This window comes from Sulfurovum sp. NBC37-1, from assembly GCF_000010345.1.
GTDB lineage: Bacteria > Campylobacterota > Campylobacteria > Campylobacterales > Sulfurovaceae > Sulfurovum.
Window position 1 is genome coordinate 311,186 of the sequence record NC_009663.1, and the last position, 26,567, is coordinate 337,752.

The following is a 26,567-nucleotide window of genomic DNA, read 5'->3' on the forward strand; positions in this document are numbered from 1 at the left end:
GGACTTCTTATGAAGAAAATTGCTATTTCCGCTTGCCTTCTGGGAGAGGCCTGCCGTTATGACGGTACGGACAACAGAGATGATCTGCTCTTGGAAAAACTGGAAGGATGTGAACTGATCCCTTTTTGCCCGGAGGACGATGCTTTCGGAACACCGCGTCCTACGATGGATCTGATAGAGATGCAAGAGGGGATCAGGGCGATCTCCAATGAAACAGGTGAAGATCTCTCTGCCCCGGTCGAAGCCTATGCCAAAGATTTTTTAAAAAAGTATAGTGATATCGATCTTTTTATTGGGAAGGACAGAAGTCCAAGCTGTGGGGTCTGTTCCGCAAAGCTTTATGATGAACACAAAGTTCTGATCAGTGCTGGGGCGGCAGGCCTCATGGCAAAAGAGGCGATGCACAGGGGTATTGAAGCGATCGATGCCGAAGCATATATTGAAAAGATCGGTGATCCGACAGAGAAGGATAAACATTGAAACTATTGATCACACTATTATTGGGTACACTTTTTTTAACGGCCGGAACGACAGAAGAGGAGATCGCCAAGCAGGCGATTGTTAAAATATACACGACTTTCAAAGCACCAAACTACCAGGAACCGTGGAACTCCTCCATGGCAAGTGCGACAGGTTCCGGAGCCATCATCGAAGACAAGCGTATTTTGACCAATGCGCATGTGGTGGCCAATCATACTTTTATCGAAGTCGAGCGCTACGGGGAGAGAAAACGTTACATTGCCAAGGTAAAATTCGTTTCGCACCAGGCTGACCTTGCACTGTTGGAAGTGGAAGATGAGACATTCTTCAACGGTGTGACTCCGCTTCAGTTTGACGGTTTGCCACAGATCGAGCAGAAAGTGGTCGTCTACGGCTATCCGATGGGTGGAAGTACGCTGTCGGCTACGATCGGTGTTGTATCGCGCATAGAGCATCACCGCTATTCGCACAGCGGCGAGAAATTCCTTGCCATCCAGGTGGATGCCGCGGTCAATCCCGGCAACAGCGGAGGCCCCGCTCTCTCAAATGGAAAGATCGTCGGCGTGGTCATGCAGGTGATCAAAAGATCTCAGAATATCGGTTACCTTGTACCGGTGATGATGGTAAAACATTTCCTCAAAGATATTGAGGACGGGAAATGTGACGGATTTGCTGACCTCGGTCTGACAACACAGAAAATGGAGAATCCCGCGATCAGGCACTATTACCATATGGACGAGAACGAGACGGGGAAGCTCGTGGCTGAGATCGTTTACAACTCTTCGCTCAAGGGGATTCTGAAAAAAGGGGATATCCTGACAGCGATAGACGGGCACAAGATAGAAAATGACGGAACGATTGCTTTTCGGCCGCATGAATTCACAGATTTCAACTATTATGTGGACCGCTACCAGATGCATCAGAGTGTTGAGCTGGAAGTGCTGCGCAATGGAGAAAAAATGAAGGTGGATGCCAATCTGACCAATACGGCGGACGATATTCTTCTGGTGAAAACGACCCGTTACGACAGGATGCCTACCTATTACATCTATGGCGGATATGTCTTTTCTCCTTTGACAAGAAACTTGCTACTCTCTACCAACCGGAACAGGCTGGCACTGAGTTATTTTGCTACACAATGGCCTACAAAAGAGAAAAAAGAGGTGGTCGTACTGCTCAAAGTGCTGGCATCGGATATCAGCCGGGGCAATAATGGTTTTGCCATGTGGCCCATAGAGAAGATAAACGGTGAAACTTTCGACAGCTTCAAGACCTTTTTCGAGAAGTTCAACAATGCTGAAGGGCAATATGTCGTCCTTGAAGACAAGGACGGTGTGCGTGTGGTCATTGATAGAAAAGAGGCAGAAACCAAACAGAAAAAAATACTTGACAAGTATAATATCGAGTATGACAGATCTATTGATCTAAGAAAGAAGCAGTCGGAAAGCAATGAAGCCCAATAAGATCGAACGCCTCAAATCGGAATACCACCCTTATGATTTCAGAGAGAAGATCTTCTGCCTTGACCTTGAAGATCTTTCTGAAGAGGACCGTTTCTACCTGAAGAACTGGGGTATCTACAATATCAAGCTGATGCCCGAAAAATTTATGCTGCGTATCCGTATAGCAGGCGGACGCGTAGAGGAAGGTATGCTTTCTTTTCTTTTTGGGATCGCCAGGGAATATCATCTTGAACTGCTTGTGACAGCGCGTGCACAGATTGAGCTGCATGGCCTGAATGCCTACAATGTACTGAAAGTCTGGCAAAAGCTTCAAAACGCCAATATCACTACTCTACAGACCCTTACGGATAATTTCCGGAATATCGTGACTGATCCGTATGATGGTGCGACAAAAGAGAACAGGGTAGAGGTCTATTCTCTCATTATGCAGATGCAGACGCTTTTTTTAAACAAAGAAGCATGGATGGGGATGCTGCCCAGAAAGTTCAATGTCGCTATTAGCGGAACACAAAAAAGTCATCTCCATTTCTTCGGGAACGACCTCTACTTCGCACTTGCCAAAAAGAAGGGAGAGTGGGGATTTAACCTTTATCTGGGGGGTAAGAATTCCGAAGTGGCGCGGGAGGCAGACATTTTCGTATTGCCACACAATGTACCGCCCATGTTTGAAGCGGTCGCTAAAGCTTACAATACTTACGGACTTCGCGGAAGCCGGGCTAAGACCAGACTGTTCCACCTGCTCTCAGAGATCGGTATGACAGCTTTTGTAGAGAAAATAGCGGAGTTCTACCCGTATACTATGGAAAAGGCAGGTGCCCTGCAGCATGAAAAATGCACTTTTACTTCGTTTGTTGAACTCAAGGATGGCACGTTTGGTTATTGTTACCAGACACATTTTGGGAAGCTCAGCACGAAGGAACTCGAAATACTTTTGGACTATGCCAAAAAAGAATCTCTGCAGATACGTCTGGGTGTGGACCAGAACATCTATCTTCTGGGACTTAAAGAGAAATATGTGCCCTTTGAAACAGATACGGGTTCCTCCCATATTGTTGCCTGTGCGGGGAGTGCCTATTGTGGGCTCTCACTGTGGGATGTCAAAGCAGAGACAACCTATCTGCCTCTGAAGAAGATAAAACAGCATAACATACAGGTCGGTTTCAGCGGCTGCCTCAAAGGATGCGGCAGACACCACCATGCGGACATCGGTCTTGTCGGGTTACGTACCAATGTATTTGGAGATACCCAAAAAGCGGCAAGGGTCTTTCTTGGAGGAGAGTACAGTAGTGGAAAAGCTGCAGCAAGACTCATTTTCCATGCTGTACCACTGCAGCATCTCTCCGGGCTTTTGGAGAGTATCATCGAAGAATTTGAAGCCAGTAGTGAGTCAGACTTTGAAATATTCTGTAGAATGTATCTGAACCTTCTCAGTAGCAATTTTGTTGCGTTGTGGTTCCTCGCGAAACTTTATCTAAAAGTGCCGATTCGGCTGGCGCTCCTGCCTGAAGCAAGACTCTATGAGAAACTGTTAGAGCACAGTGATTTTCCGAAATCTGAAGAGGATGAGAATTATATTGAAAGTATCAAAATAATGATGCATGCTTTATGGGATGATGCACTTACTCGTACTTCTTGAACTGCTCCAGCCAGGCTTTGTCTTCCTCTGAGAGTGTTCCCACGCGTTCCAGTAGCTTCTTTTTGATGGAGATGAGGTCCTCGGTGGAGAGATAGGCGAGAAGATCGGGGTTGATGGTCGGGTCCTCTTTGCCGTAAGCGATCAGTTCTTCTATCTCCTGAAGCAGTTTTTCTTTGTCTGGTATATTTTTTTCATTCATTTTGCTATACTACCAAAAAAATGTATAAAGGATACAATATGCTGAATGTTGGAGAGAAGGTACCGGATTTTTGCCTGCCGAACCAGGACGAAGAGGAGATCTGTTTTCGGGATATCAAGGGAAGATGGATCGTACTTTACTTTTACCCAAAAGACAATACGCCGGGCTGTACGACAGAAGCATGTGATTTCACTGCGGCTCTGCCTGATTTCGAAGGCTTGGATGCTATCGTGCTGGGTGTCAGTCCTGACTCTCCAAAGAAACACAGGAATTTCATAGAGAAAAAAGATCTGGGTATCACGCTTCTGGCTGATGAAGAAAAAGAACTCTGTCAGACATTCGGTGTCTGGCAGCTTAAAAAGAACTATGGACGTGAATACATGGGTGTGGTACGTTCGACCTTCATCATCGATCCCGACGGCAAAGTAGCTGCAAAGTGGGAGAAAGTGAAGGTAAAAGGTCATGTGGATGAGGTGAAAGCGAAACTTGAGGAGCTTCAGACCGCGTAGGGCGCAATGTATTGTGCCTTGACGTATTTGACCTTTCGACATCGACTTGTCTGTTATCTGATTTTATTTTGTGGTGTGTGAGTACGCACCCTACAGCTATTCTCCCGCTTTTCAAACAGTCTTAAAACTTTTTTCGGTATAATCGCGTTCCTTATTCTCTATGAGGGTAAGTAAAACACATGTAGTTATTCCTTGCACGGTTGTGTGATTCCAGTACTATTTGGAATGAACATTGAGGACTACAGCGGATCAAACCTAGTGATGAAGCGATGCTTTTAACTGAGTATTTACAGTGTAAATATTCTATTAACGATATACCAAGGAGAAACTTATGGTAACAATGAAAGACCTATTGGAGTGTGGAGTACACTTCGGACACCAGACAAGAAGATGGAATCCAAAAATGAAGAAATTCATTTTCGGTGCAAGAAAGAACATTTACATCATTGACCTTCAAAAAACACTCAGATACTTCAAATATACATACAATGTCGTTAGAGATGCAGCTGCTGAAGGGCAAACTGTACTTTTCGTAGGAACCAAGAAGCAGGCAAGACAGGCAGTTAAAGAACATGCCGAGAGAGCGGGTATGCCTTACGTTGCAACAAGATGGCTCGGTGGTATGTTGACAAACTACCCAACTATGAAAAAATCTATCAGAAAACTTGAGATCATCGAGCAGATGGAAGAGAACGGCCAGCTTGATATGTTGACCAAAAAAGAAGCATTGATGCTTTTGAGAAAAAAAGAGAAACTGAGCTCATACCTCGAAGGTTTCAGATATATGAAAAAACTTCCGGACATGATGTTTGTTATCGATGCGGTTAAAGAGAACATTGCGGTAAAAGAAGCAAGAAGACTTGGCATGAAAGTGATCGCACCGCTCGATACGAACTGTGATCCTGATGTGATTGACTATCCGATCCCGGGAAATGATGATGCTATTAGATCTATCAACCTTTTCTGTAAAGAAATGGCAGATGCTATTATTGAAGGTAAAGCAGCATATGCTGAAGCGAACGGTGGAGAAGCTGAAGAAGTACCAGCAGGTGAAATGGAAGCGGTTATGGCTGAAGCAGCGACAGAGGAAACTGCAGCACCTGCAACTGAAGCTGAAGTTGAAAAGCTGGTTGAAGAGAAAGCAGCACCAAAAGCGGCAGCAGCTGAAAAGAAAGGTGATGACCTTACAAAGATCGCAGGTGTCGGTAAAGTCTATGCAGGCAAACTCAATGACGAAGGTTTCTACACATTCAATGATGTAGCGAACATGACAGATGAGCAGATCAATGTAATGGAAGAGAAGTACAGTTTCAAAGGAAACTTCAGAGATGCAGTAGCATCTGCAAAAGAATTGGCGGAGGCGTAATATGGCAAACTTTGGACCAAAAGATATCAAAAAACTCAGAGAGATGACCGATGCAGGGATGATGGACTGTAAAAAAGCATTGACCGAAGCTGACGGCGATATGGACAAAGCGGTTGAGTGGCTGAGAGACCAGGGAATGGGTGCTGCGGCTAAAAAAGCCGGAAAAGTAGCAGCTGAAGGTGCTATCGGTATTAAAGTTGAAGGTCACAAAGCTGTGATCGTCGAGATCAACTCTCAAACTGACTTCGTTGCACAGAACGACAAGTTCAAGGCACTGATGGACACGGTAGTAAACCATGCATTCGAGAACAATCTTGCTGACGCGGAAGCGATCAACAACTCCACTATCAATGGTGAGCCGTTCGCTGACTTCCTTTCTCAGCAGATCGCCATTATCGGTGAAAAACTTGTTGTAAGAAGAGCAGCACTGATCGTTGGAGATGAAACAACCGCAGTAAACGGTTATGTTCACTCAAATGCACAGAATGGTGTTATTATCGAAGCGAAATGTGATTCAGCGAAAACAGCGGAAGCAATGACGCCGGTTCTTAAAGAAGTAGCAATGCATGCGGCTGCTATGGCTCCAAGTACACTTTCTTTCAAAGACTTTGACCCAAAATTCGTTGAAGATGAGACCAAAGGTAGAATCGTAGCGATCGAAACAGAGAATGAAGAGCTTAGACGTTTGGGGAAAACTGAAAAGAATGTTCCTCAGTACATCTCTATGAGCCAGTTGACGGATGAAGTAATGGCTGCTGCAGAAGAGGCTCTTAAAGCAGAACTTGCTGCAGAAGGCAAACCTGAAAAAATCTGGGACAAGATCCTTCCGGGAAAACTGGCAAGATTTATCTCTGATAACACAACACTTGATCAGGAACAGTGTCTCCTTGATCAAAAATTCGTTATGGATGACAGCAAGACGGTATTTGAATACGTTCAGGAAAAAGCGAAAGCAGCCGGCGGTTCAGCTGAGATCGTACACTTTGTAAGACTTGAAGTAGGTGAGGGTATCGAGGTTGAGGAAGAAGACTTCGCAGCCGAAGTAGCCAAGCAAATGGCATAATAGTTCTTCTGCTTCATCGCATCTTTGAGGGAGTTTGTTTGGTCACATACTTATTGTATGCTCCCAAACAACAACCCTCAAACCTACAATAAATCAAAAGACTATTATATTTTCAGAAAACAGATATTTATCATAATTCTAAAATCTTTCTCTCTACTAACCAATCCCCCATTTTCTCTTTTTATGCTAAAATACCCAAAATTATCCAAAGGTATGTAATGTCCCAACCATTATTGGAAGCTACCGGTATTTCCCACAGTTTTGACTATCCGCTTTTTTCAGACATTCATTTCAGTATTGCAGCAAAACAGAGTGCAGCCATCGTTGGGCGCAGCGGCAGCGGAAAGTCGACACTTCTGCATATTTTCTCAACTTTTTTGCAGCCCGATTCCGGGAATGTCACCCTTTTTGAACATGAATTATACACTTTGAAAGACAGTGAGATAGAATCGCTCAGACGCTATGATGTGGGGATCATCTTCCAGTTCCATTATCTTTTCAAGGGGATGAGTGCTTTGGAAAATATTTCTGTCGCTACCATGCTCTCGGGTGAAACCATTGACAATGAAATACTAAAGAAACTGCAGATAGACCATCTGATGGCACATAAGACCTCCGAGCTTTCAGGAGGGGAGCAGCAGAGGGTTTCTATTGCCAGGGTGTTGAGTAAGAAACCGCGTATCATTTTTGCAGATGAGCCCACGGGAAATCTGGACAAAGAGACTGCTGAACTGGTTATGGAGGTGCTTGCAGCCTACATAAAAGAGCACGATGCTGCATTGGTACTGGTTACCCATGATGAGAGTATGGCGGCCCGCTGTGATGCCATTTACAAACTCAAAGACAAAACATTGGAAAAAAGTGCATGAAAATCGATATTATGAACATGGTCTATACTGTCTCGATGATACTTCTGGCATTCGTCTCCGCTATAGTAATAACAAAGAGCATCTCCAAATGGCTGAAGTTTAATGATAAAGAAAAAGAGAAAGAAGAGTAGGGTGCGTATTCACGCACGATGGTTATAGCAAAACCGCCTACTTTGCCTGAGAGATCAATACGCCTTCCAGAAGCTTGTCAATGTCTCCATCCAAAATCGCATCGACATTGGTGAATGCCTGCCCGCTTCGGGTATCTTTTACCTGCTGATAGGGCTGCATGACGTAGGAGCGTATTTGGTGTCCCCATCCGATGTCCGATTTCTCCACACCGTCTATCTCTGCCTGTTTTTTTGCCATTTCATATTCGTAAAGGCGTGATTTGAGCATTTTCATGGCGGCGGATTTGTTCTTGTGCTGGCTTCGGTCGTTCTGGCACTGTACCACTATGCCTGTAGGCTCATGGGTGATACGGATGGCAGATTCGGTCTTGTTGACGTGCTGACCGCCTGCTCCTGATGCACGGTAAGTATCTATACGCAGGTCCTTGTCTTCTATCTCAATGTCTATATCGTCGTCGATCTCCGGTGAGACCATAACGGAAGTGAAAGAAGTATGTCGCTTGGCATTAGAATCGAATGGGCTGATGCGTACCAGTCTGTGGATGCCGTTCTCTACTTTGAGATAACCATAGGCATTCTCTCCTTTAATGATGAACGAAACATCTTTGATTCCTGCTTCTTCACCCGGTTGGTAGTCCAGCACTTCTACTTTGAACCCGTGGCGCTCCGCCCAGCGCAGGTACATACGGTAGAGCATACTCGCCCAGTCCTGGCTTTCCGTACCTCCCGCACCGGGGTGAATGGAAACAATGGCATTGTTGCTGTCATGCTCGCCGCTGAGCATCATCTGTACTTCGAGGGCATTGGTGCGTTCCTTGAGCGTTTCGGCATCTTCATAGAGCATCTCGAGGGTCTCTTCATCTTTCTCGGCCTTGGCCATTTCAAAATATTCTATGGCATCATAAACGGCATCGTTGGCATTATGGTAGGTTTCCAGAATACGCTCTGTTCTTGTTTTCTCCTGGGAGATCTTTCCCGCATTTGCAGTATCATTCCAGAAGTTGGGGTCCTGCTGCATTTCTTCTATTTCATCGAGACGTTTTTTCAGTTCGTCTGGTTTGACGATATTGCTGATGTTCTCCATTTTTTTGGAGAGGGTCTTTAGGAGTTCGCCGTATTCGTAAGCATCCATTCGAAAAAGTTCCTTGTTCCTCATTAAATTTTGGTATGATTTTACCAAAATATTACAAAATAGAGGGTTAGAGATGATTATTGCACGAACGGTCCGGGAACTTCAGGAGGCGAAAAAAGAACTGAATGGCAGCATCGGATTCGTACCGACGATGGGTGCGCTGCATCAGGGGCATCTCTCGCTTATACAACAGGCAAAAAAAGAGAATGACCATCTCATTGTTTCCATCTTTGTCAATCCGACACAGTTTCTTGAAGGAGAGGACCTCAATGCCTATCCGCGCAGGGAAGAAGCAGACAGGAAGATCTGTGAAGTGGCAGGGGTGGATATTGTCTTTATGCCGGAGATTGGGCAGATGTATGAGAAAGATGAACTCTGCATCGGAGCACCGGCGATACGCGGGTACATTCTGGAAGGTGAGAAACGCCCGGGGCACTTTGACGGGATGCTTCAGGTGGTCATGAAACTGCTTAATCTCTCTTCTGCGACCCGTGCCTACTTCGGAAAGAAGGATGCTCAGCAGCTTTCCCTCATCACACAAATGGTCAAGAACTATTTTATGGATGTGCAGATCATTCCCTGTGAGATCATCAGAGATGAGTATGGTTTGGCGTTGAGCAGTCGCAATGTCTATTTAAATGAGGAAGAAAAGCATCGGGCATTGGCACTTTCACGTTCTCTCAAACGTGCCACCAAGATGGTGATGCAGGGTGAACTGGATGTGGAAGCCATTAAAAAAGAGATGATGCAGGTACTTTCCGAAACGGACCGTGTTGAGTATATCGCCATTGTGGACCGTCAGTTCAAAGCGCTTGAAAAGGTACAGATAGGCAATACTATCATTCTGGTTGCTGCATGGATAGGAAAGCCGAGGCTCATCGACAATATCTGGATCTGATTAAAACAGATCTTCCGCAGACATTTCCTCTATTTTCTCTTTTGTGAACGGTTTTTTGACCGGTGATTTTGGCTTGGGCTTCGGTTTGACCTTACATTTCTTTTTTGGCTTGGGCTTTGGTTTAGGCTTCATCTTGAAGAGTTTGTTGATCGATGGATTTTTAACTTCCCTACGCTCAGGGGAAGTGCCATTCATCTCTTTGGGTTTATTCAGCTTTATAGGTGCTAGTGCATCTGTCTTGCCGCCTTCAGGTTTGAGGTAATCAAGCTCTACTAATGTGTCAACTATACGTCTGAATGTCGGTACCGCAGACTGTGAAGCAAAATATTTGTGATATTTTTTTGCACGGATCACCAGTACGCCGATGGTATACTTGTGCCCCTCTTTGTCATTGGCAAAGCCGTAAAAACTGCTGTGATATTCTCTGACATAACGTCCGCCTTTGGCAATGTGTGCTGTCCCTGTCTTCCCGCCGATCTCGAGTCCGGGGTATTGTGCTTTGACTCCCGTACCACGTTTGACAACTTCAAGAAGTATGTTGTGTATTTGTCTGGCTGCCTGTTTGTCTACCGCTTTAAGGTCACCGACCTTTGGTTCAAGGGTATAGTGGCTCCCTTTGGCATCAGAAAGGTAATCCACCAGACGCGGGGTTACGGCAACACCGTCATTGTTGAAAGCCGAGTAAGCTTTAAAGAGCTGGGCAAAAGTGACCAGCATACCGTAACCGTAAGAGGAGTTGGCACGGTGCATCTTGTTATTAAGAAGGTGCAGTGGTTTGATCCTTCCGGGGACATCACGTGAAAGGTCGAGTCCTGAAGGTCTGGAGAGGCCGAACTTGATGAGACCGTCCCTGAACTCCTGTCCTGTCAGCCTCCACGAGATCTGGGAGATACCCACGTTGGAAGAGTGGACAATAATATCAGTCGCCGTAAGTGAATCAAACTTCTCGTCATCACTGATCCAGCGTCGTTTTCCTATCTGGAGACGACCATTGTAAGTGTTAAACCATGTATTGGGTGTGACCACCTTATGGTCCAGGGCAATGCCAAGGGTGATTGGTTTGAGTACTGAGCCCGCTTCATAGGCGTATTCGGAAAACTTTGGATCCAGTGCGGAAATGTCTTTGTTATGAATATGGCGTGGATCGTAGCGCTCTGTACTGGCAAGTGCAAGGACTTTTCCTGTTTTACTCTCCATGACCCCTGCAAGGATCTCGTCCGCATCGATACTGGTTTTCATCTGGTCGATCATCATTTCGACCCTTCGCTGGAAGGCAAGAGGCACATTGAGATGCAGGTCCATCCCATCGACACGAAGCATATCTATACTGTTCTTGTTGTGAATGACCGATGCAACGACATCCCTTTCCCCTTTAAAATAGCCGTTTTTCTTGGATGTAATATGTTTTTCATATTTGCGTTCCAGTCCCTTGATACCGTGGGGTCGGCTGTAGCGGTCTTCATTTCTGTTGCGAACGTATCCCAGGACCGGACTGAGTACGTCCTTGAGAGGAAATTCTCTTGTCTCTCCATTCTCTACAATGTCAAGCCCATACAGTACTTCGATACCGCTGCTGGTCTTGGTGGTCTTGAAGGCACCCAGTTTTCTCAGTTTGTAGGCCAGCTCTTTGAGCTGCATGGCAGATTTGAAATTGATATCTTTTGCAAGTACGATATTCCCCTGTATATCTTTGCCTTTTTTGTCTTTGAATTTTTTCAGCACATCCTCTTTGGGGATACCGCTGTAAATACTGAAAAGCCTGACGAATGCCTTGCGTTTCGCAGGGTCGATACTCGCACCATGTATGACCGCCTGATAGGTCTTTTGGGAGCGGCTGAGGGTATAGTTGTCTGCAGAAACGATGTCTCCGCGCAGAGAGCGGTCATGGACAATTGTGTATTGACTGGGAATATGTCTGTGGGAAAGTATGGTCTTGAGTACCGAAAATAAAAAAATAGCCATGGCAGCGACCAGCAGTATAAAAAGAAAGCTGATCTTGTTCTTTCTTTGGTGCAGTGCCAGATTTTCTATATTTTTGTTCATTTATTTCCCTATATGTTCTGCAATTTTATCAAAGTTATCTATTAAATGCGTTAAAATACTAATTAATATGGATTTAAAGAAGACAGTATGATAGACAAACCTCTTTTGGCAGCAGTTGTGGCACTATTGACACTCTCTATGGTCATGAGCTATTCACTCTCTACCTTTACAGTGCTGCATTTCCATTATGATGATCTTCATTTTTTTCTCAGGCAGAGCATTTCGATTTTTATTGCCTTTACCGCTATGGTCGTTTTGAGCAGACTCGATCCGGACAAATGGTTCGCTCCGGTGGGCCTGACACTCTTTTTTATATTTTTCATATTGATGATAGCGATGCAGTTCATGCCTTCTTCTCTTGTAAAAGCAGTAGGCGGAGCAAAGAGATGGATACATCTGGGACCTATTTCCCTGGCACCGGTCGAGTTCTTCAAAGTGGGCTTCGTATTTTTTCTCTCTTGGAGTTTTGCCCGTAAGTTCAGTAACAAAAATCATACCGGTTTTGTGGATGAGATCCGATCTTTCATGCCATATATCATTGTTTTTCTTGTAGCGGTGGTCATCATCGCGGTCTTTCAGAAAGACCTTGGACAGGTCGTGGTACTCGGTGGGACATTGATGGTGATGTTTCTCTTCGTGGGCAGTTCATGGAAGTTTTTTCTGACGATGCTTTCGGGTATTTTCATCGCATTTATCGGGTTGATCTTTTTTGCACCACACCGTATGGCAAGGATCAAGAGTTGGTGGAGTACGGTACAAGACAGTATCCTTTCTGTGTTGCCTTTTGAACGGCTTGAGACATTGCGGGTGGCGACAACGGCCAAGGAACCTTATCAAATATCCAACTCGCTCAATGCCCTACATAACGGTGGCCTCTTTGGCCAGGGCCTGGGGAACGGACAGTTTAAACTGGGCTATCTTTCTGAGGTCCATACAGACTTTATTCTGGCAGGGATCACCGAAGAGCTGGGTTATGTGGGGCTTGCACTGGTGACACTGACCATCCTTTTCATCGTGTTCCGCATCTTCAAGATCGCATCCAAAGTGAAGAACCCGATGTATTACCTTTTCAGTATTGGCGTGGGTCTGTTGATCTCTTTTGCTTTCATACTCAATGCCTACGGTATCTCCGGCATCACTCCGATCAAAGGGATCGCCGTACCATTCCTCAGTTACGGCGGATCACACATCATCGCTGCCTGTGTAGCCATAGGTATGGTGCTGATGGTCTCCAAAAAAGTCCCCCGGGATCGTAACGGGAGAATGCTGTAAGGGGTAGTGAGGAGCGCGTAGGGTGGGCAATAGCCCACCATATGAGGAATATCGCATATAGTCACAAACAATGCCTAAAGGGTACCTCTAATAACCCTAGATGTTATGAGCATCTAGGGTTATTAGAGGTACCCTAAAGGCTTAAAGGAGAAAAAAATGAGTATCATTATGACAGGCGGCGGTACAGGCGGACATCTTGCCATCATCAAAGCAGTAAAAGAGCAGCTCAAAGGTGAAGAACTCATCTATATTGGTTCAACGACCGGGCAGGACAGACAGTGGTTCGAAAATGATGAGGATTTTACAGAGACCTATTTTTTCGACACACGCGGTGTGGTTAACCAAAGAGGCTTTGGCAAACTAAAATCACTCTGGATGATGTTGCAGGCGATGATGAAAGCCCGAAAACTGCTTAAAAAATACGATGCGAAAGTCGTTTTTTCGGTAGGAGGGTTCTCCTCTGCGGCTACAGCCTTTGCCGCAAAGTCGGCCAGTGTGCCTTTGGTCATACATGAGCAGAACGCCGCACTGGGTTCTCTCAACAAGCTACTCCGCCCCTATGCTGCTGCTTTTATAAGCTCCTATCTTGAAGAGAGCCCCATCAAAGCCTATCCGATCAAGGAAGTATTCTTTGACAATGTACGTGTGAGAAAAAACGTGGAGACCATCATCTTTCTCGGCGGTTCACAGGGTGCAAAGGCCATTAATAAACTGGCCCTCGAGATCGCGCCAAAACTCAAAGAGAGAGGTATCAGAATCATCCATCAGGCGGGAGAGAAGAACATAGACGAAGTACGCAAGGACTATGAAGATATTGGCATTGAAGCCGAAGTGTTCGGTTTCACCACAAAGCTGGCGGACTACATGAAAGAAGCGGATCTTGCCATAGCAAGGGCGGGGGCCTCCACGCTTTGGGAACTCTCGGCCACGGCTTTGCCGACTCTGTTCATACCATATCCCTATGCTGTCAGCGATCACCAGTACTATAATGCCCAGTTCCTGGTAGAAAAAGATCTGGCATGGATCATGAGAGAAGGGGAAATCGATACCCAAAAAGTATTGGCACTCCTGGGCGAAGATCTTGAAACAAAAAGCAGAGGCCTGATGGAGATTGTGGAAAAGGATGGCAGTAAACAGATAGCAGATCTTTTAAAAAATTATGCAAAAAGCTGATATAATAGTTTAAATAAATTGAATAAAAGGAAAAAATATGAAAAAAATAGTTGTATCATTCATTACTATGGGAGTATTGGCATCCGGTTTACATGCTTATAGTCAGGAAGACAGGATCAAAGATATGCGTACGATGGCAGATGCTCTCTCGGAAGTGCAGAAAGGTATTCTCTATAACAACAAGAAGCTGGTACGCGATGGTGTAGAAAGCCTGAAAGCAGCATCCAAAAATATTGAGATCGCACCAAAGACAGACATGGACTACAGTTCAAGTTTTGCCGAAGGGCAGGCAAAGAACATTGTAAAGTATGCCAACAAACTCAATACGAATATGGACGAAGGAAAAAAACACTCTGCTTTGTCGAACTATACCAAAGTGTTGAATCAGTGTGTCTCCTGCCATAACAAGATCAGAAAGTGGAACCAGTAAACTTTTGGTAGTTTTCCCACAAAAGTAACACAATTTATGGGAATAATATTTTAAATAAATTGTATTAAAGAGGAGTAGTTTATGAAAAAAATAGGAAGATTGGCTCTTGCCGGTATGGCTATTTTTGCGTTGAATGGTTGTGGAGGAGGAGATACTGTTATTGTTGATCCTGGACCGGAACTCGTTACATTGTATTTAGTGGATGAGTTTGGTGTAGGAATTGATCATGTGCCTTATACGTGTATCGATGCCTATGATGAAATCATTGTGGATGATGTTACAATGCCTGATGGTGAATTTACTTTTGCTCTCGGAGACCGTTGTACCTTTGATTTATTCGGCTTTCCGGGCGATATAACAGTACCTCTTTATATTGTTGATATTGACTTATTCGGCAAAGATGATATTCCTTATGAATGTGATAATGGTATAGATTTTACAAGCGGTGTGACTGATTTTGATGGTTGGTTTGCATATCCTATGGATGCATATTGTAAATTCCATTTCTAAATTTATTGGAAGGTAAAAACATTAGGTTTGACAGGAAGCGGCATAGAAAAAATGCTTTTTGTAAAACCAACGTCTTTATTTCCAAAAATAGGAAAAATATCTATATAAAACTATAACATATAAAACTGTAACTGTTTCAAAAACTTAACGATTATTTGGATATAATAGAAGTATTAATTTATACAAGAAAAGATACTTAGATGACCAATATTATTTTATGTGGTGGAAACGGGACAAGATTATGGCCTATCAGTCGAACATTGATGCCTAAACAGTTTGTGAAACTTTTTAATGATGAATCACTTTTTCAGCTTACAGTTAAACGAAACAGTACAGCATGCAATCAACAGTTTATTGTTTCCAATGCCGAACAGTATTTTCTGGCAGTAGATCAACTTGACGAACTTGAGGTTACACAAAGCAAGTTTTTGTTGGAGCCAGTAGGCCGTAATACTGCACCGGCTATTGCACTTGCATGTTTTGCGCTTGATCCTGATGAAATCATCCTTGTTTCTCCTTCCGATCATCTCATAAAAGATGAGGAAAACTATATTCAAGTATTACACAGGGCAAAAGAACTTGCAGAACAGGATAATCTTGTTACGTTTGGTATTAAACCTGAATATGCAGAAACAGGTTATGGCTATATTGAATCAGTGGGGGAAGAAGTAAAAGCATTTCATGAAAAACCGGATATACAAACAGCCAAAAAATACATCAATGCTGGCAATTTCTATTGGAATAGTGGTATGTTCTGTTTTAAAGCAGGGTTGTTTCTTGAAGAATTGCAAAAATATTCACCAGAGATTTACCAATCGTCAGAAATAGCATATAAGCATGCCAAAATAAATGATATGATCCGTATTGCTTATGATGATATGCAAAATATTCCGGAAGACAGTATTGATTATGCTGTAATGGAGAAAAGCCAAAAAGTCAAAATGGTTGCTTCTGATATCGGATGGTCAGATCTTGGCAGTTTTGATGCTTTGGCTGAAGAAATGCCAAAAGATCAGAATGGTAATACGCAAAGTGAACATCTCTATAGTATCGATGCAAGAAACAACTTTGTTTACACAAAAGAGAGAGCTATTGCGTTGGTTGATATAGAAGACCTGATAGTAGTCGATACAGCGGATGCTCTGCTTATTTCCAAAAAAGGAGTATCCCAAAAAGTCAAAGAAGTTGTGAAACTGTTGCGAAAAGGTGAGTCGGAACTGCATCATATCCATCTTACCGCCCATAGGCCATGGGGTACTTATACTATTCTGGAGACGAATGAGAAATATAAAATAAAACGTATCGTTGTTCATCCAGGCAAACGTCTCTCACTTCAAAAGCATTTTCATAGAAGCGAACATTGGATCGTTGTTTCCGGAACGGCCCTTATTACAATGGGTGAGAAGGAGTATCTTTTAAAACCAAATGAATCAACCTATATTCCAATGGGAGAAATGCATCGTCTTGAAAATCCGGGGAAAATAGATGTCATTCTCATAGAAGTGCAGGTAGGAAGTTACCTTGGTGAAGATGATATTGTGCGTATTCAAGATGATTTTCAAAGGTCTTAAATGAAACAGATGTTTCTTGCCGTTTGGGCATACCGATTCTTTATTGTCTCTTCCATACAGACTGAGTTTCGATCCCGATTTGCCCGTAGTAAATTCGGCGGCTTCTGGATGGTTCTGCATCCTTTGGCACAAGTCCTGATATATGCACTCATACTTTCACAAATTATGAAAGCAAAATTTCCAGGAGTAGAAACACAATACGCATATCCCATTTACATACTTTCAGGAATGCTTGCATGGACACTCTTTTCAGAGATCCTGAATCGCTCATTAAATGTTTTTATCAGTAATGGAAATCTTCTCAAAAAAATGTCTTTTCCTAAGCTGGCACTACCTCTTATTACCTTAGGTATCTCTCTTATAAACTTTTTTATTTTTACAGTCATGATGTTTATTGTTTTTGGCTTTTTGGGACACCTTCCCTATCATGCCTTGTATTGGCTTCCACTCTTGACACTTATCACTCTTGCATTGGCAACAGGTATAGGGCTGTTTCTGGGAACCCTCAATGTTTTCATAAGGGACATAGCCCAAATGATGGAGATCATCATGCAATTCTGGTTTTGGCTGACGCCCGTCGTCTACATGATCTCCATTGTGCCCGAAAAATATCATGTACTTTTTCTTATTAATCCCATGACAGGCATTGTTACTGGATTTCAAAGTATCCTGCTTTACGATAAAGCACCTGACCTCTCACTATTGGTTTATCCTACCCTTTTTGCGCTTATCAGTATGCTGCTTGCGATGGTGGTATTCTATAAGGCACGAGAAGAAATGACGGACGTGCTATGAAACTAGTATTAAAAGTAAGCAATATCAGTAAATTTTTTAAAGAATATAAAAGTGAATGGTATCGTATAGCCTCATGGTTTGGATTTAATTTTAAACCAATCGAAGTGCATCACATTCTCAAGAAAATAGATTTCACAATTGCACCGGGTGAATCTGTCGGAATAGTAGGACAAAACGGTGCCGGGAAAAGTACACTTCTTAAGATCATTACAGGCACACTCAAACCCTCCGGAGGAACTGTTGAGGTCAATGGCAGGATTTCCGCCATTCTTGAATTGGGTATGGGGTTTAATTCCGACCTGACAGGGCGGCAAAATGTCTACCATTCAGCCGGCCTCATGGGATACAGTGTAGAACAAATAGATAAAGTAATCGCAGATATTGAAAGTTTTACTGAGATCGGTGAATATTTTGATCAACCGGTTAGAACATACTCCAGCGGCATGCAGATGCGTGTTGCTTTCGGGGTAGCAACCATGTACAGACCGGAAATCCTCATAGTAGACGAAGCACTATCGGTAGGTGATACCTATTTCCAGCATAAAAGTTTTGAGCGTATCCGTGAATTTCAAAAACAGGGTACAACATTGCTGATAGTCTCTCATGACAAAGGAGCGATTCAGGCCATTTGTAACAGGGCTATCTTGCTTGAAAAAGGTGTAGTCATCAAAGATGGAGACCCTGAAGCAATTATGGATTTCTACAATGCGCTTATTGCGCAAAAAGAAAACAGCACGATCAAACAAGTGGTTAGAGAGGATGGAAAGACGGAAACAATATCGGGAACAGGTGAAGTCAGTATTGAAAATGCACAACTCTGCAATGCACACAACGAACCCGTTGAGTATATCAACGTAGGCGAGGATGTGACACTTAAAGTGGATATATCTGTACATAAAGATATCCCGCAGCTTGTCCTGGGCTATTTGATTAAGGATAGGTTAGGCCAAGAAGTATTTGGGATAAATACCCATCATCTTGAGCATACTCTAAACAATGTCCCTCAAGGGGAAAAGATAGAATTCAATTTTGCATTTCCAATGAATGTAGGTGTGGGATCATATGCAATTTCACTTGCCGCACATGCACAAGACACACATCTTGAAACAAATTACGAATGGAAAGATCAGGCATTACTCTTCAATGTGATCAATATCGACAAAAAAGAATTTGTCGGTCTCTCGTGGATTGAACCAAAAATAGAGGTACATTATGTTAACTGAAAATTTTTACAGAGCATTTGAAGACAAATACAGAGGATCAAGAGGTATGATCAAAGAGCGTCTAAAAATATACCTTCCTTTTCTTTTTCCTTTAAAAGCACTATATCCCGATACCAGAGTACTTGATATTGGATGCGGTAGAGGAGAGTGGCTTGAGTTATTGAAAGAACATGCCATAGAGGCTGAAGGTATTGATTTTGATCAGGGAATGCTTAATGCCTGTCATGAGATAGGCCTTAAGGTTCGACAAGGTGATGGAATTGCCTATCTCAAAGAACAGGCTGATGAAAGCCTACTTGCAATCAATGCATTTCATGTGGTTGAGCATATTTCTTTCGACCAGCTTCATGACCTTGTGAATGAAGCACACCGTGTCCTGAAACCAGGCGGTCTGTTAATCCTGGAAACACCTAATCCCGAAAACATTAGAGTAGCGACGGAAACCTTTTATCTAGATCCAACACATATAAAACCTATTCCTTCCCAACTCTTGTCATTTTTACCGGAGTTTTACGGTTATACGCGTACAAAAATAGTGAGGCTGCAGGAGTCCAGAGATCTTATAAACCAACAAAATATTAACTTATGGCAGGTTTTAGACGGGGCAAGCCCCGACTATGCAATTATTGCACAAAAAAATGCTGCGGTGGAGACACTGAAACAATTCGATGAACTTTTTTCAAAAGATTTTGGAATTTCTTTAAATCTGCTGACGGAAAGATTTGAAAATCGTTTTCAATACATGGAGGCCAAAGCAACACAGGCAGAAGCCAAAGCAACACAGGCAGAAGCCAAAGCAACACAGGCAGAAGCCAATTTTCACATGCTTCTCAATAGTCGCTCCTGGAAGATCACAAAGCCCTTACGTAGTACAGTAAAAATTGCGAGAGAGTTTAAAACAAGTGCAAAGCACTGGGTAACTTTTTCATCAGATAGCATACCCCAAAAAGCACTTTTTTCATTACTTGAAACTATCAGATACCAAATTCAAAAACATCCCAGACTTGCGTTAAATATGAAAAATATTTTATTTAAAATACCAGGTCTCAGAAAGAAGATCAAACAACTTTTCCATAATCAGGCAAACCACAAGAAGATATGTATTGAATCTCCTAAATTGTTTATTCCCGATACTCAAACCATATCTTCAGATCTTAAAAAATCAATAAAAAAGCATAAGGAAGAAAAATGAAACGTCTCATACTTCATCTTACTGAAACTCTACTTATGTCATTTCAGGAAAATGAACAAACAAAAAATCTTAATTCCTTTACTGCTTATATTGATAAACTTTATAGAAAATATGATTTATGGATTATCTGCAATGCCGCATTTCCGCAAAGCATTATTACCATACGTCATAATCTAAGAGGTTTACTTCCACAAGATCGCATCCTTGTTTTTCATCTTCCTTTTCAAAACAGCATAAACCCCTTTGAAAAAGAAGTCAATCATCTCATTGAAGAATATTTCCTTTCACAGCTACATCCTGAAATTATACTTCATATGGATCATTCCCATATAGGGGGTACATCCTCCGGCTGCCAAGTTTCCGTAAGCAGAGCAAAAATGAGAAAGGTGCCTTCAGACCATAAGGTTCAACCAAAACCGTCACTGGCCTATTTCTCTCCTATACCACCAGTAAAAAGTGGTATTGCACATTACAGCAAAGAACTTCTCCCGCATATCAGCAAATACTACGACATTACTCTGGTTATAGATCCAATAACAACACAACTTGCAAATAAAAAGGGACCCTATAAAATTCTATCTGTCGATGCTTTTAAGGAACAATACGAGAATTTTGACAGAATTCTCTATCATTTTGGAAACAGTTCTTATCATAGTTATATGTGGCCACTTTTAAAAGACTATCCGGGTATAGTAGTTTTGCACGACTTCTTCCTTAGTGGATTACTCTCCTATGAAGAGTTTGCTAACGGTAAAACCGTCTGGACAGAACAACTCTTCAAATCTCATGGATATCACGCACTTCAGATGCGCTTTGACGATGACAAAATAGAAGAACTCAAATACCGATACCCCTGCAACTATGAGATACTACAATATGCAACAGGTATTGTGGTTCATTCAGAATATGCAAAAAATCTTGCCAATGACTGGTATAATCCCCATCCGCTTAACAGGTGGAGTACTGTACCGCTTCTGCGAGAACCGGTAACAGAAAGAGACAAAAAAAATTCCCGAGCATTTCTTTCACTGCCTGAAGACGCACTTATCCTTTGCAGTTTTGGTATTCTCAATGCTACCAAACTCAATCACATGCTTATTCAAGCTTTTTTAAAGTCATACCTGTCTGGGATTCCAAACTGCTATCTTGTCTTTGTCGGAGAAAATAAAAGTGGTGAATATGCAATAAAACTTGAAGAAATTATCAAAGCATCAGGCCTCAAAAAACAGATTATAATTACTGGATGGGTCGATGATAATACATTTCATCACTATCTCAGCGCTACAGATATAGGTATACAGTTGCGTACCGCATCACGAGGAGAATCCTCTGCATCTGTACTTGACTGTATGAATTACGGCCTGGCAACTATTATCAATGCCAATGGTTCCATGGCGGAACTTCCCAAAGATGCAGTACTCATGCTTAATGATAATTTAACTATTGATGACCTGGTGGATGCATTGGAAAAGCTGCAAAAAGATAAAAACTTTCGTACAGGCCTGGGGCAAAAAGCCAAAAGATATATTCAAGAATATCATAATCCTTTTATATGTGCCGAAAAATATCAGAAAACTATTGAGAAAAACTATACTAAACATAAAACTTATAATGATCTTATCAGCAAGTTGGCTAAGATGGAGCAAACCTCCACTGCTGTATCTCAAGAATTAAATAAAATATCTGACTCAATTTCCCATTCAACCCTTCAAAAAATTACACAAACACAGTTACTTGTCGATGTTTCAGCCATTGTCCAAAATGATTTACGAACCGGCATAGAGCGTGTAGTACGGGCCCAACTTCTTGAATTGATAGCTATTACGCCTGATACTGTCAGGGTTGAGCCGGTCTATCTTTCGGAAGAGAACGGTTTGCACTATCGTTATGCACCTGCTTTTACTGCAAATATATTAAATATTCCTGTTCACATCAGGGAAGAAGTAGTAGACGTCAAAAACGGTGATATCTTTTATGGTCTAGATTTTTATAGAGATGGTGTCATAAAAGCAGCAGAAAGCGGTATTTTTACTCATTGGGCAGCAAAAGGTGTTACCATAAATTTTGCTGTCTACGACCTTTTACCTATACGCTATCCACATTTTTTTCCTGAGGGAACTTCGGACCTCCACAGCAAATGGCTCGAAGCGATTGTACCTGTTTCAGACACCCTCGTCTGCATTTCAAATACAGTTGCCAACGAACTAAAAACATGGATATCTTCTTATCTTCCTGAAACATTGGAGAAAAATATTCATATCGAAACAGTACATCTTGGATCTGACATCACTGCATCAGCTCCTACAGAAGAATTGCCAGACAATGCTAAAGAGACCCTTGATCAAATTGGCACAAAGACAACTTTTTTAATGGTTGGGACCATCGAGCCAAGAAAAGGACACCTCCAGGTTCTTGCTGCATTTGAATTGCTCTGGGAGAAGCAGGAGGATATCCATCTTGTCATTATCGGCTCAGAAGGATGGAAAAGCCTTCCCGATTCTGATCGCAGAACAATCCCTGAAACCATAAATAAAATCAAAAACCATCCCCAGTTAGGCAAAAAACTGTTTTGGTTTGAAAAAGCCAGTGATCTTTTCCTGGAAACACTTTATCGACAGTCCGATGCCCTCATTGCGGCCAGTGAGGATGAAGGTTTTGGGCTTCCCCTTATTGAAGCTGCACATTATACACTTCCAATTATTGCTAGAGACATCCCTGTATTCAAAGAAGTAGCTTCCCGGCATGCATTCTATTTCCCGAACGATAATGAACCTTTAACGCTCTCAAATGCGATTATTGAATGGCTGAACAGCTATCGTAACGGTGGTCACATCCTTTCTGAAGAGATGAATTATATCAGCTGGGAAGAGAATGCCCAGAGAGTCATTGACCTTCTGCTCAGTAATGGCCGCTAATGTTCGGATACCTCAGGTTTACACTGGCCTTTTTTGTTATGCTGTCTCATGTTGGGGTGAAAATATATGGAATGAATCCCGGAGTAACAGCTGTAGTTATCTTCTATATACTGGCAGGCTTTGTTGTCTCTCATCTTTACAGAGATATCTTTTCAGACAAAAAGAAAGAACTTCTTTATTTTTATAAAGACAGAATACTGAGAATCTTTCCTCTCTATCTTTATGTTGTAGCCATTACACTTATTTTTCTTCTTGCTACCTCTTTTGGAAACCCTCTGTTTGAGCCTCTGCGTATGGTTGAGAATCTGCTAATCATACCGTTGAACTATTATATGTACATAGACAGCACAATCCTTCAGGATCCCAAATGGTGCCTTGTCCCTCCTGCATGGTCTTTGGGAACGGAACTTCAGGCCTATATACTTCTGCCGCTTGCGCTCGTATTCAGACAAGTAAAGTTTGCTTTGTTCATAATTACTTACAGCGTATATACTTTGGCCAATTTCTCTTTTCTTCAGCCCGATTATTTCGGCTACAGACTGATAGCAGGAGTCTTTTTTATCTTTTTACTTGGCGTTTCCATTCATAAAAATGAAAAAGAAGATCGCTATATTCTGATTTCTACAGTGATTGTAACGATTTTATTTGTAATTATATCTATATGGGTAGGTTCATTTGGCCAGGCATTTAGCCGGGAAACCTTTATAGGCATAACCGTAGGGGTACCCCTTGTATTTGCCATTTCAAAGATAAAAAACAACTTCCCGCTGAATGCTCTTTTAGGCTCCTTATCCTACGCTTTGTTTCTTACACATTTTTTATCTATCTGGATACTGAAATATCTAAAAATAATGCCATCTCAGACCTTTGTGTATATACTTGAAGTACTAAGCATCTCTCTTTTTTTCTCATTCATTGGCGTCTTTTTCATAGAAGAGTATTTTAGAAAAAAAAGGATTAAAAAATGATTTTTCGTTATTGTTTCAAGTTCTGTTTTTGTACATCCATCTCTTTTTTTCATCAAAACAATATATATTGTTTTGTATAATAAGGTATTAAATTTATTTAATTTAATGAGTAAAAAATTAGGTAATTCCCCCGCCAAATGAAGGAGCTTCTTCTATGGATATACTATCTGTTGTAAAGCTCATGCGTCCTCATCAATATATTAAAAATCTATTTATATTCCTTCCACTCTTCTTTGCCATGAAAATTACAGATATTACTCTCTTATCCAACGCTTTTTTCGCTTTTATTGCTTTTTCTTTCACTGCGAGTGCCGTTTATACACTTAATGATTATCACGATATCCAAGAAGACAAACAACATCCAAAAAAGAAAAACCGGCCATTGGCATCTGGAGCCATTACAAAACCACAGGCTATTGCAATCATGGGAATATTATCTACACTGGGATTTCTGTTGATGACTGCATTGTCATGGGAAGCGGCAGGCATACTCCTTGCCTACGTAGTCATGAATATTGCCTACAGTTTCTACTTTAAACATATTGCAATTTTGGATGTCACTATCATCGCCATCGGTTTTGTATTGCGTCTTTTTATCGGATCGGCTGTTACGGATGTTCCTCTTTCCATGTGGATCGTTGTCATGACATTTCTTCTGGCTCTTTTCATGGCGTTGGCAAAACGCAGAGACGATGTACTTATCTATCTCGATACAGGTAAAAAAATGCGTAGGGTTATCGATGGATACAATCTCCAGTTTCTTGATACCGCAATGGCGATTATGGCTTCCGTGGTTATTGTTGCCTATACTATATACACCACATCTCCTGAAGTGGTGTATAGAACACAAAGTTCCTATCTTTATATTACTGCCCTTTTTGTCATTTTGGGTGTTATGCGCTATCTTCAGATAGCCTTTATACACAAAAATAGCGGTTCTCCAACCAAAATCATGCTCAAAGACCATTTTATGCAGCTTGTATTATTTGGGTGGATTATTACTTTTGCCTGGATCCTTTACTAATGTTGGTCGCAAAGTATGGCATCTTTGCTCTAATCTCCACATTGGTCAATCTCTTTTTTCAATGGATGAGTTTTAGTGTCTACGATAGTTTCGGCTCACTTTATGTAGCGATGTTCGCTGGAACACTTGCAGGCTTGTTTGCCAAATATATATTGGACAAAAAATGGATATTTTATCATACTCCAAAGGACAAAAAAGATGATGCCAGGAAATTTTTGCTGTACTCATTCATGGGCATATTCACCACCATTATCTTCTGGGGAACGGAAATGGCTTTTTATTATCTTATATCTAATCCTAACGCCAAATATGCCGGTGCCGTTATTGGCCTGACTCTTGGCTATATCATCAAGTACTTTCTTGACAAAAAATATGTTTTTATCCATAAAAAAGAGGCAACAACATGAAAACCTGCAGTGCGTGGGGCATGTACCCTAAAATAAAATGTCAATACTTCAAGTTCGATAAAAAAGAGACCCTTAAACGGATCATCAGTAACCATGGTGAACTGATCCCTTACGGAAACGGAAGAAGTTATGGTGACAGTGCATTAAGTACCAATATTATCACTTTAAACTCCCACGATTACTTTTTAGATTTTGATGAAGAGAAAGGTTTGCTCCATCTTGAAGCAGGCGTACTACTTTCGGATATTCTCGAACACTTCGTTCCAAGAGGGTGGTTCCTTAAGGTTACACCAGGAACAAAGCTCATCACTGTTGGCGGTGCGATTGCCTCTGATGTTCATGGTAAAAACCACCATAGGGAAGGCTGTTTCTCTGAATGTATTGAAGATTTCAGCATAATGCTTGAACATGGAGAAGTTGTTAGCTGTTCCAGAGAAAAAACACCAGAACTTTTTAAAGCAACTTGCGGAGGTATGGGACTGACCGGTGTCATTCTCGATGCCAGAATCTACCTTAAAAAGATAAACTCGCAATACATTGAGCAGACCACCATCAAAACCCAAAATCTCAAAGAGACTTTCGAAGCTTTTGAAGCTTACAGCCATATGCCGTATTCGGTTGCCTGGATTGACTGCCTTGCCAAAAAAGACAAGATAGGCAAATGCCTGCTGATGGTTGGAGATTTTAAGAATGACGGCAGACTGGATTACAAAATAAAAAAGCAAAAAGAAATTCCTTTCAATTTTCCAGGCTTTGCGCTTAATAAGTGGAGTGTTAGAGCTTTTAACTGGCTTTACTACGGTAAAGTCAAAGAACGGGTTTCAAAACAAAGTGTCGACATCGATACCTTTTTCTATCCACTTGACGCAATCGGTCACTGGAACCGTATCTACAGTACAAATGGTTTCACACAGTACCAGTTCATTCTACCTAAAGATACAAGCTATAAAGGCTTGGAAGAAATCCTGACCGTCATTGCCGACTCCGGCAAAGGCTCCTTCCTTGCCGTACTGAAACTCTACGGCAAGGCCAACAGGAATTGGCTCTCTTTCCCCATGGAAGGTTACAGCCTTGCTCTTGATTTCAAGATAGAAAAAGGCCTCTTTTCACTGCTGGATAGACTCGATGAGATAGTACTGAAACACAAGGGTAGAATTTACCTTACCAAAGATGTCAGAGTAAACAAAAAAACATTCGAGCAGGGATACCCGCATATAGAGAAATTCAGACAATACAGAGAAAAGAATAAGATGACTGCCAGATTCCAGTCCCTGCAATCAAGAAGAGTGCAAATTTAA

24 protein-coding genes and 1 pseudogene are annotated in these 26,567 nt (G+C 42.1%); 22 read left to right on the top strand and 3 right to left on the bottom strand.

Translation table 11 applies throughout. The features are described 5' to 3' along the window. Positions 1-9 precede the first annotated feature (9 nt). Genes SUN_RS01620 through SUN_RS01630 form a run of 3 tightly spaced genes read left to right on the top strand, consistent with a single transcriptional unit; the run spans position 10 to position 3,579 of the window. Positions 10-480: a DUF523 domain-containing protein gene (locus SUN_RS01620; protein WP_011980003.1), complete on the top strand. Its 471-nt coding sequence runs from the start codon at positions 10-12 to the stop codon at positions 478-480. Continuing rightward, positions 477-1,943: a S1C family serine protease gene (locus SUN_RS01625; protein WP_011980004.1), complete on the top strand. Its 1,467-nt coding sequence runs from the start codon at positions 477-479 to the stop codon at positions 1,941-1,943. Before SUN_RS01620 ends, SUN_RS01625 begins: the two co-directional genes overlap by 4 nt. Continuing rightward, positions 1,930-3,579 carry a nitrite/sulfite reductase gene (locus SUN_RS01630; protein WP_011980005.1) on the top strand — a complete coding sequence of 550 codons (1,650 nt, stop codon included), beginning with the start codon at positions 1,930-1,932 and terminating at the stop codon, positions 3,577-3,579. The genes SUN_RS01625 and SUN_RS01630 overlap by 14 nt, the downstream gene beginning before the upstream one ends. On the opposite strand, the gene SUN_RS01635 is transcribed toward SUN_RS01630, so the two are convergent. Then, positions 3,563-3,778, bottom strand: a complete 216-nt coding sequence (locus SUN_RS01635) for a hypothetical protein (protein WP_041672652.1) — start codon at positions 3,776-3,778, stop codon at positions 3,563-3,565. The genes SUN_RS01630 and SUN_RS01635 overlap by 17 nt on opposite strands. Before the next feature lie 38 nt (positions 3,779-3,816). Here SUN_RS01635 and bcp point away from each other — a divergent pair, with 38 nt between their 5' ends. The 5 genes and pseudogenes from bcp (at position 3,817) to SUN_RS13840 (ending at position 7,716) form a co-directional block, all read left to right on the top strand. Next, a complete protein-coding gene (gene bcp, locus SUN_RS01640; protein WP_011980006.1) occupies positions 3,817-4,287 on the top strand; it encodes a thioredoxin-dependent thiol peroxidase in 471 nt (156 codons plus the stop codon). 331 nt (positions 4,288-4,618) lie between these two features. Continuing rightward, positions 4,619-5,365 (top strand): annotated as a pseudogene (gene rpsB / locus SUN_RS01645) (30S ribosomal protein S2); the annotation flags it as partial. 289 nt (positions 5,366-5,654) lie between these two features. Next, complete coding sequence (gene tsf, locus SUN_RS01650) at positions 5,655-6,716, top strand: translation elongation factor Ts (protein WP_011980008.1); 1,062 nt, start codon at positions 5,655-5,657, stop codon at positions 6,714-6,716. 218 nt (positions 6,717-6,934) lie between these two features. Next, positions 6,935-7,585, top strand: a complete 651-nt coding sequence (locus tag SUN_RS01655; protein WP_011980009.1) for an ABC transporter ATP-binding protein — start codon at positions 6,935-6,937, stop codon at positions 7,583-7,585. After that, positions 7,582-7,716, top strand: a complete 135-nt coding sequence (locus tag SUN_RS13840; protein ID WP_255322715.1) for a hypothetical protein — start codon at positions 7,582-7,584, stop codon at positions 7,714-7,716. Before SUN_RS01655 ends, SUN_RS13840 begins: the two co-directional genes overlap by 4 nt. 37 nt (positions 7,717-7,753) lie before the next feature. On the opposite strand, the gene prfB is transcribed toward SUN_RS13840, so the two are convergent. After that, the gene (gene prfB / locus SUN_RS01660) at positions 7,754-8,848 is read right to left on the bottom strand and encodes a peptide chain release factor 2 (RefSeq protein WP_011980010.1); all 1,095 of its coding nucleotides are present in this window, start codon (positions 8,846-8,848) and stop codon (positions 7,754-7,756) included. A 73-nt stretch (positions 8,849-8,921) separates the two neighbouring features. On the opposite strand from prfB, the gene panC reads away from it, so the two are divergent. Next, positions 8,922-9,746: a pantoate--beta-alanine ligase gene (panC, locus tag SUN_RS01665; protein ID WP_011980011.1), complete on the top strand. Its 825-nt coding sequence runs from the start codon at positions 8,922-8,924 to the stop codon at positions 9,744-9,746. Here panC and SUN_RS01670 read toward each other — a convergent pair whose 3' ends face one another. Further along, entirely contained in the window at positions 9,747-11,789 is a 2,043-nt protein-coding gene (locus SUN_RS01670) for a peptidoglycan D,D-transpeptidase FtsI family protein (RefSeq protein WP_011980012.1), read from the bottom strand. Between the two features lie 87 nt (positions 11,790-11,876). On the opposite strand from SUN_RS01670, the gene SUN_RS01675 reads away from it, so the two are divergent. The 13 genes from SUN_RS01675 to SUN_RS01735 all read left to right on the top strand — a co-directional run bounded on the left by SUN_RS01675 (position 11,877) and on the right by SUN_RS01735 (position 26,567). Then, the gene (locus tag SUN_RS01675) at positions 11,877-13,061 is read left to right on the top strand and encodes an FtsW/RodA/SpoVE family cell cycle protein (protein WP_011980013.1); all 1,185 of its coding nucleotides are present in this window, start codon (positions 11,877-11,879) and stop codon (positions 13,059-13,061) included. Between the two features lie 156 nt (positions 13,062-13,217). Continuing rightward, a complete protein-coding gene (gene murG / locus SUN_RS01680; protein WP_011980014.1) occupies positions 13,218-14,234 on the top strand; it encodes an undecaprenyldiphospho-muramoylpentapeptide beta-N-acetylglucosaminyltransferase in 1,017 nt (338 codons plus the stop codon). A 37-nt stretch (positions 14,235-14,271) separates the two neighbouring features. Continuing rightward, positions 14,272-14,664 carry a hypothetical protein gene (locus tag SUN_RS01685; RefSeq protein ID WP_011980015.1) on the top strand — a complete coding sequence of 131 codons (393 nt, stop codon included), beginning with the start codon at positions 14,272-14,274 and terminating at the stop codon, positions 14,662-14,664. 81 nt (positions 14,665-14,745) lie between these two features. Then, positions 14,746-15,174, top strand: coding sequence for a hypothetical protein (locus tag SUN_RS01690; protein WP_011980016.1), 429 nt, complete (start codon positions 14,746-14,748; stop codon positions 15,172-15,174). A 200-nt stretch (positions 15,175-15,374) separates the two neighbouring features. Next, positions 15,375-16,745, top strand: coding sequence for a mannose-1-phosphate guanylyltransferase/mannose-6-phosphate isomerase (locus SUN_RS01695; RefSeq protein ID WP_011980017.1), 1,371 nt, complete (start codon positions 15,375-15,377; stop codon positions 16,743-16,745). After that, positions 16,746-17,540, top strand: coding sequence for an ABC transporter permease (locus tag SUN_RS01700; RefSeq protein ID WP_011980018.1), 795 nt, complete (start codon positions 16,746-16,748; stop codon positions 17,538-17,540). It abuts the gene before it with no gap. After that, entirely contained in the window at positions 17,537-18,763 is a 1,227-nt protein-coding gene (locus SUN_RS01705) for an ABC transporter ATP-binding protein (protein WP_011980019.1), read from the top strand. The genes SUN_RS01700 and SUN_RS01705 overlap by 4 nt, the downstream gene beginning before the upstream one ends. Next, positions 18,753-19,955 (top strand): class I SAM-dependent methyltransferase, encoded by a 1,203-nt coding sequence (locus SUN_RS12900; RefSeq protein WP_011980020.1) that lies wholly within the window; start codon positions 18,753-18,755, stop codon positions 19,953-19,955. The genes SUN_RS01705 and SUN_RS12900 overlap by 11 nt, the downstream gene beginning before the upstream one ends. Then, a complete protein-coding gene (locus SUN_RS01715; RefSeq protein ID WP_011980021.1) occupies positions 19,952-22,870 on the top strand; it encodes a glycosyltransferase in 2,919 nt (972 codons plus the stop codon). The genes SUN_RS12900 and SUN_RS01715 overlap by 4 nt, the downstream gene beginning before the upstream one ends. Continuing rightward, positions 22,870-23,838, top strand: a complete 969-nt coding sequence (locus SUN_RS01720; protein WP_011980022.1) for an acyltransferase family protein — start codon at positions 22,870-22,872, stop codon at positions 23,836-23,838. Before SUN_RS01715 ends, SUN_RS01720 begins: the two co-directional genes overlap by 1 nt. Positions 23,839-23,992: 154 nt before the next feature. Next, positions 23,993-24,862 carry a UbiA prenyltransferase family protein gene (locus SUN_RS01725; protein ID WP_011980023.1) on the top strand — a complete coding sequence of 290 codons (870 nt, stop codon included), beginning with the start codon at positions 23,993-23,995 and terminating at the stop codon, positions 24,860-24,862. After that, positions 24,862-25,269, top strand: a complete 408-nt coding sequence (locus tag SUN_RS01730) for a GtrA family protein (protein ID WP_011980024.1) — start codon at positions 24,862-24,864, stop codon at positions 25,267-25,269. Before SUN_RS01725 ends, SUN_RS01730 begins: the two co-directional genes overlap by 1 nt. Next, positions 25,266-26,567, top strand: a complete 1,302-nt coding sequence (locus SUN_RS01735) for an FAD-binding oxidoreductase (RefSeq protein WP_011980025.1) — start codon at positions 25,266-25,268, stop codon at positions 26,565-26,567. The genes SUN_RS01730 and SUN_RS01735 overlap by 4 nt, the downstream gene beginning before the upstream one ends.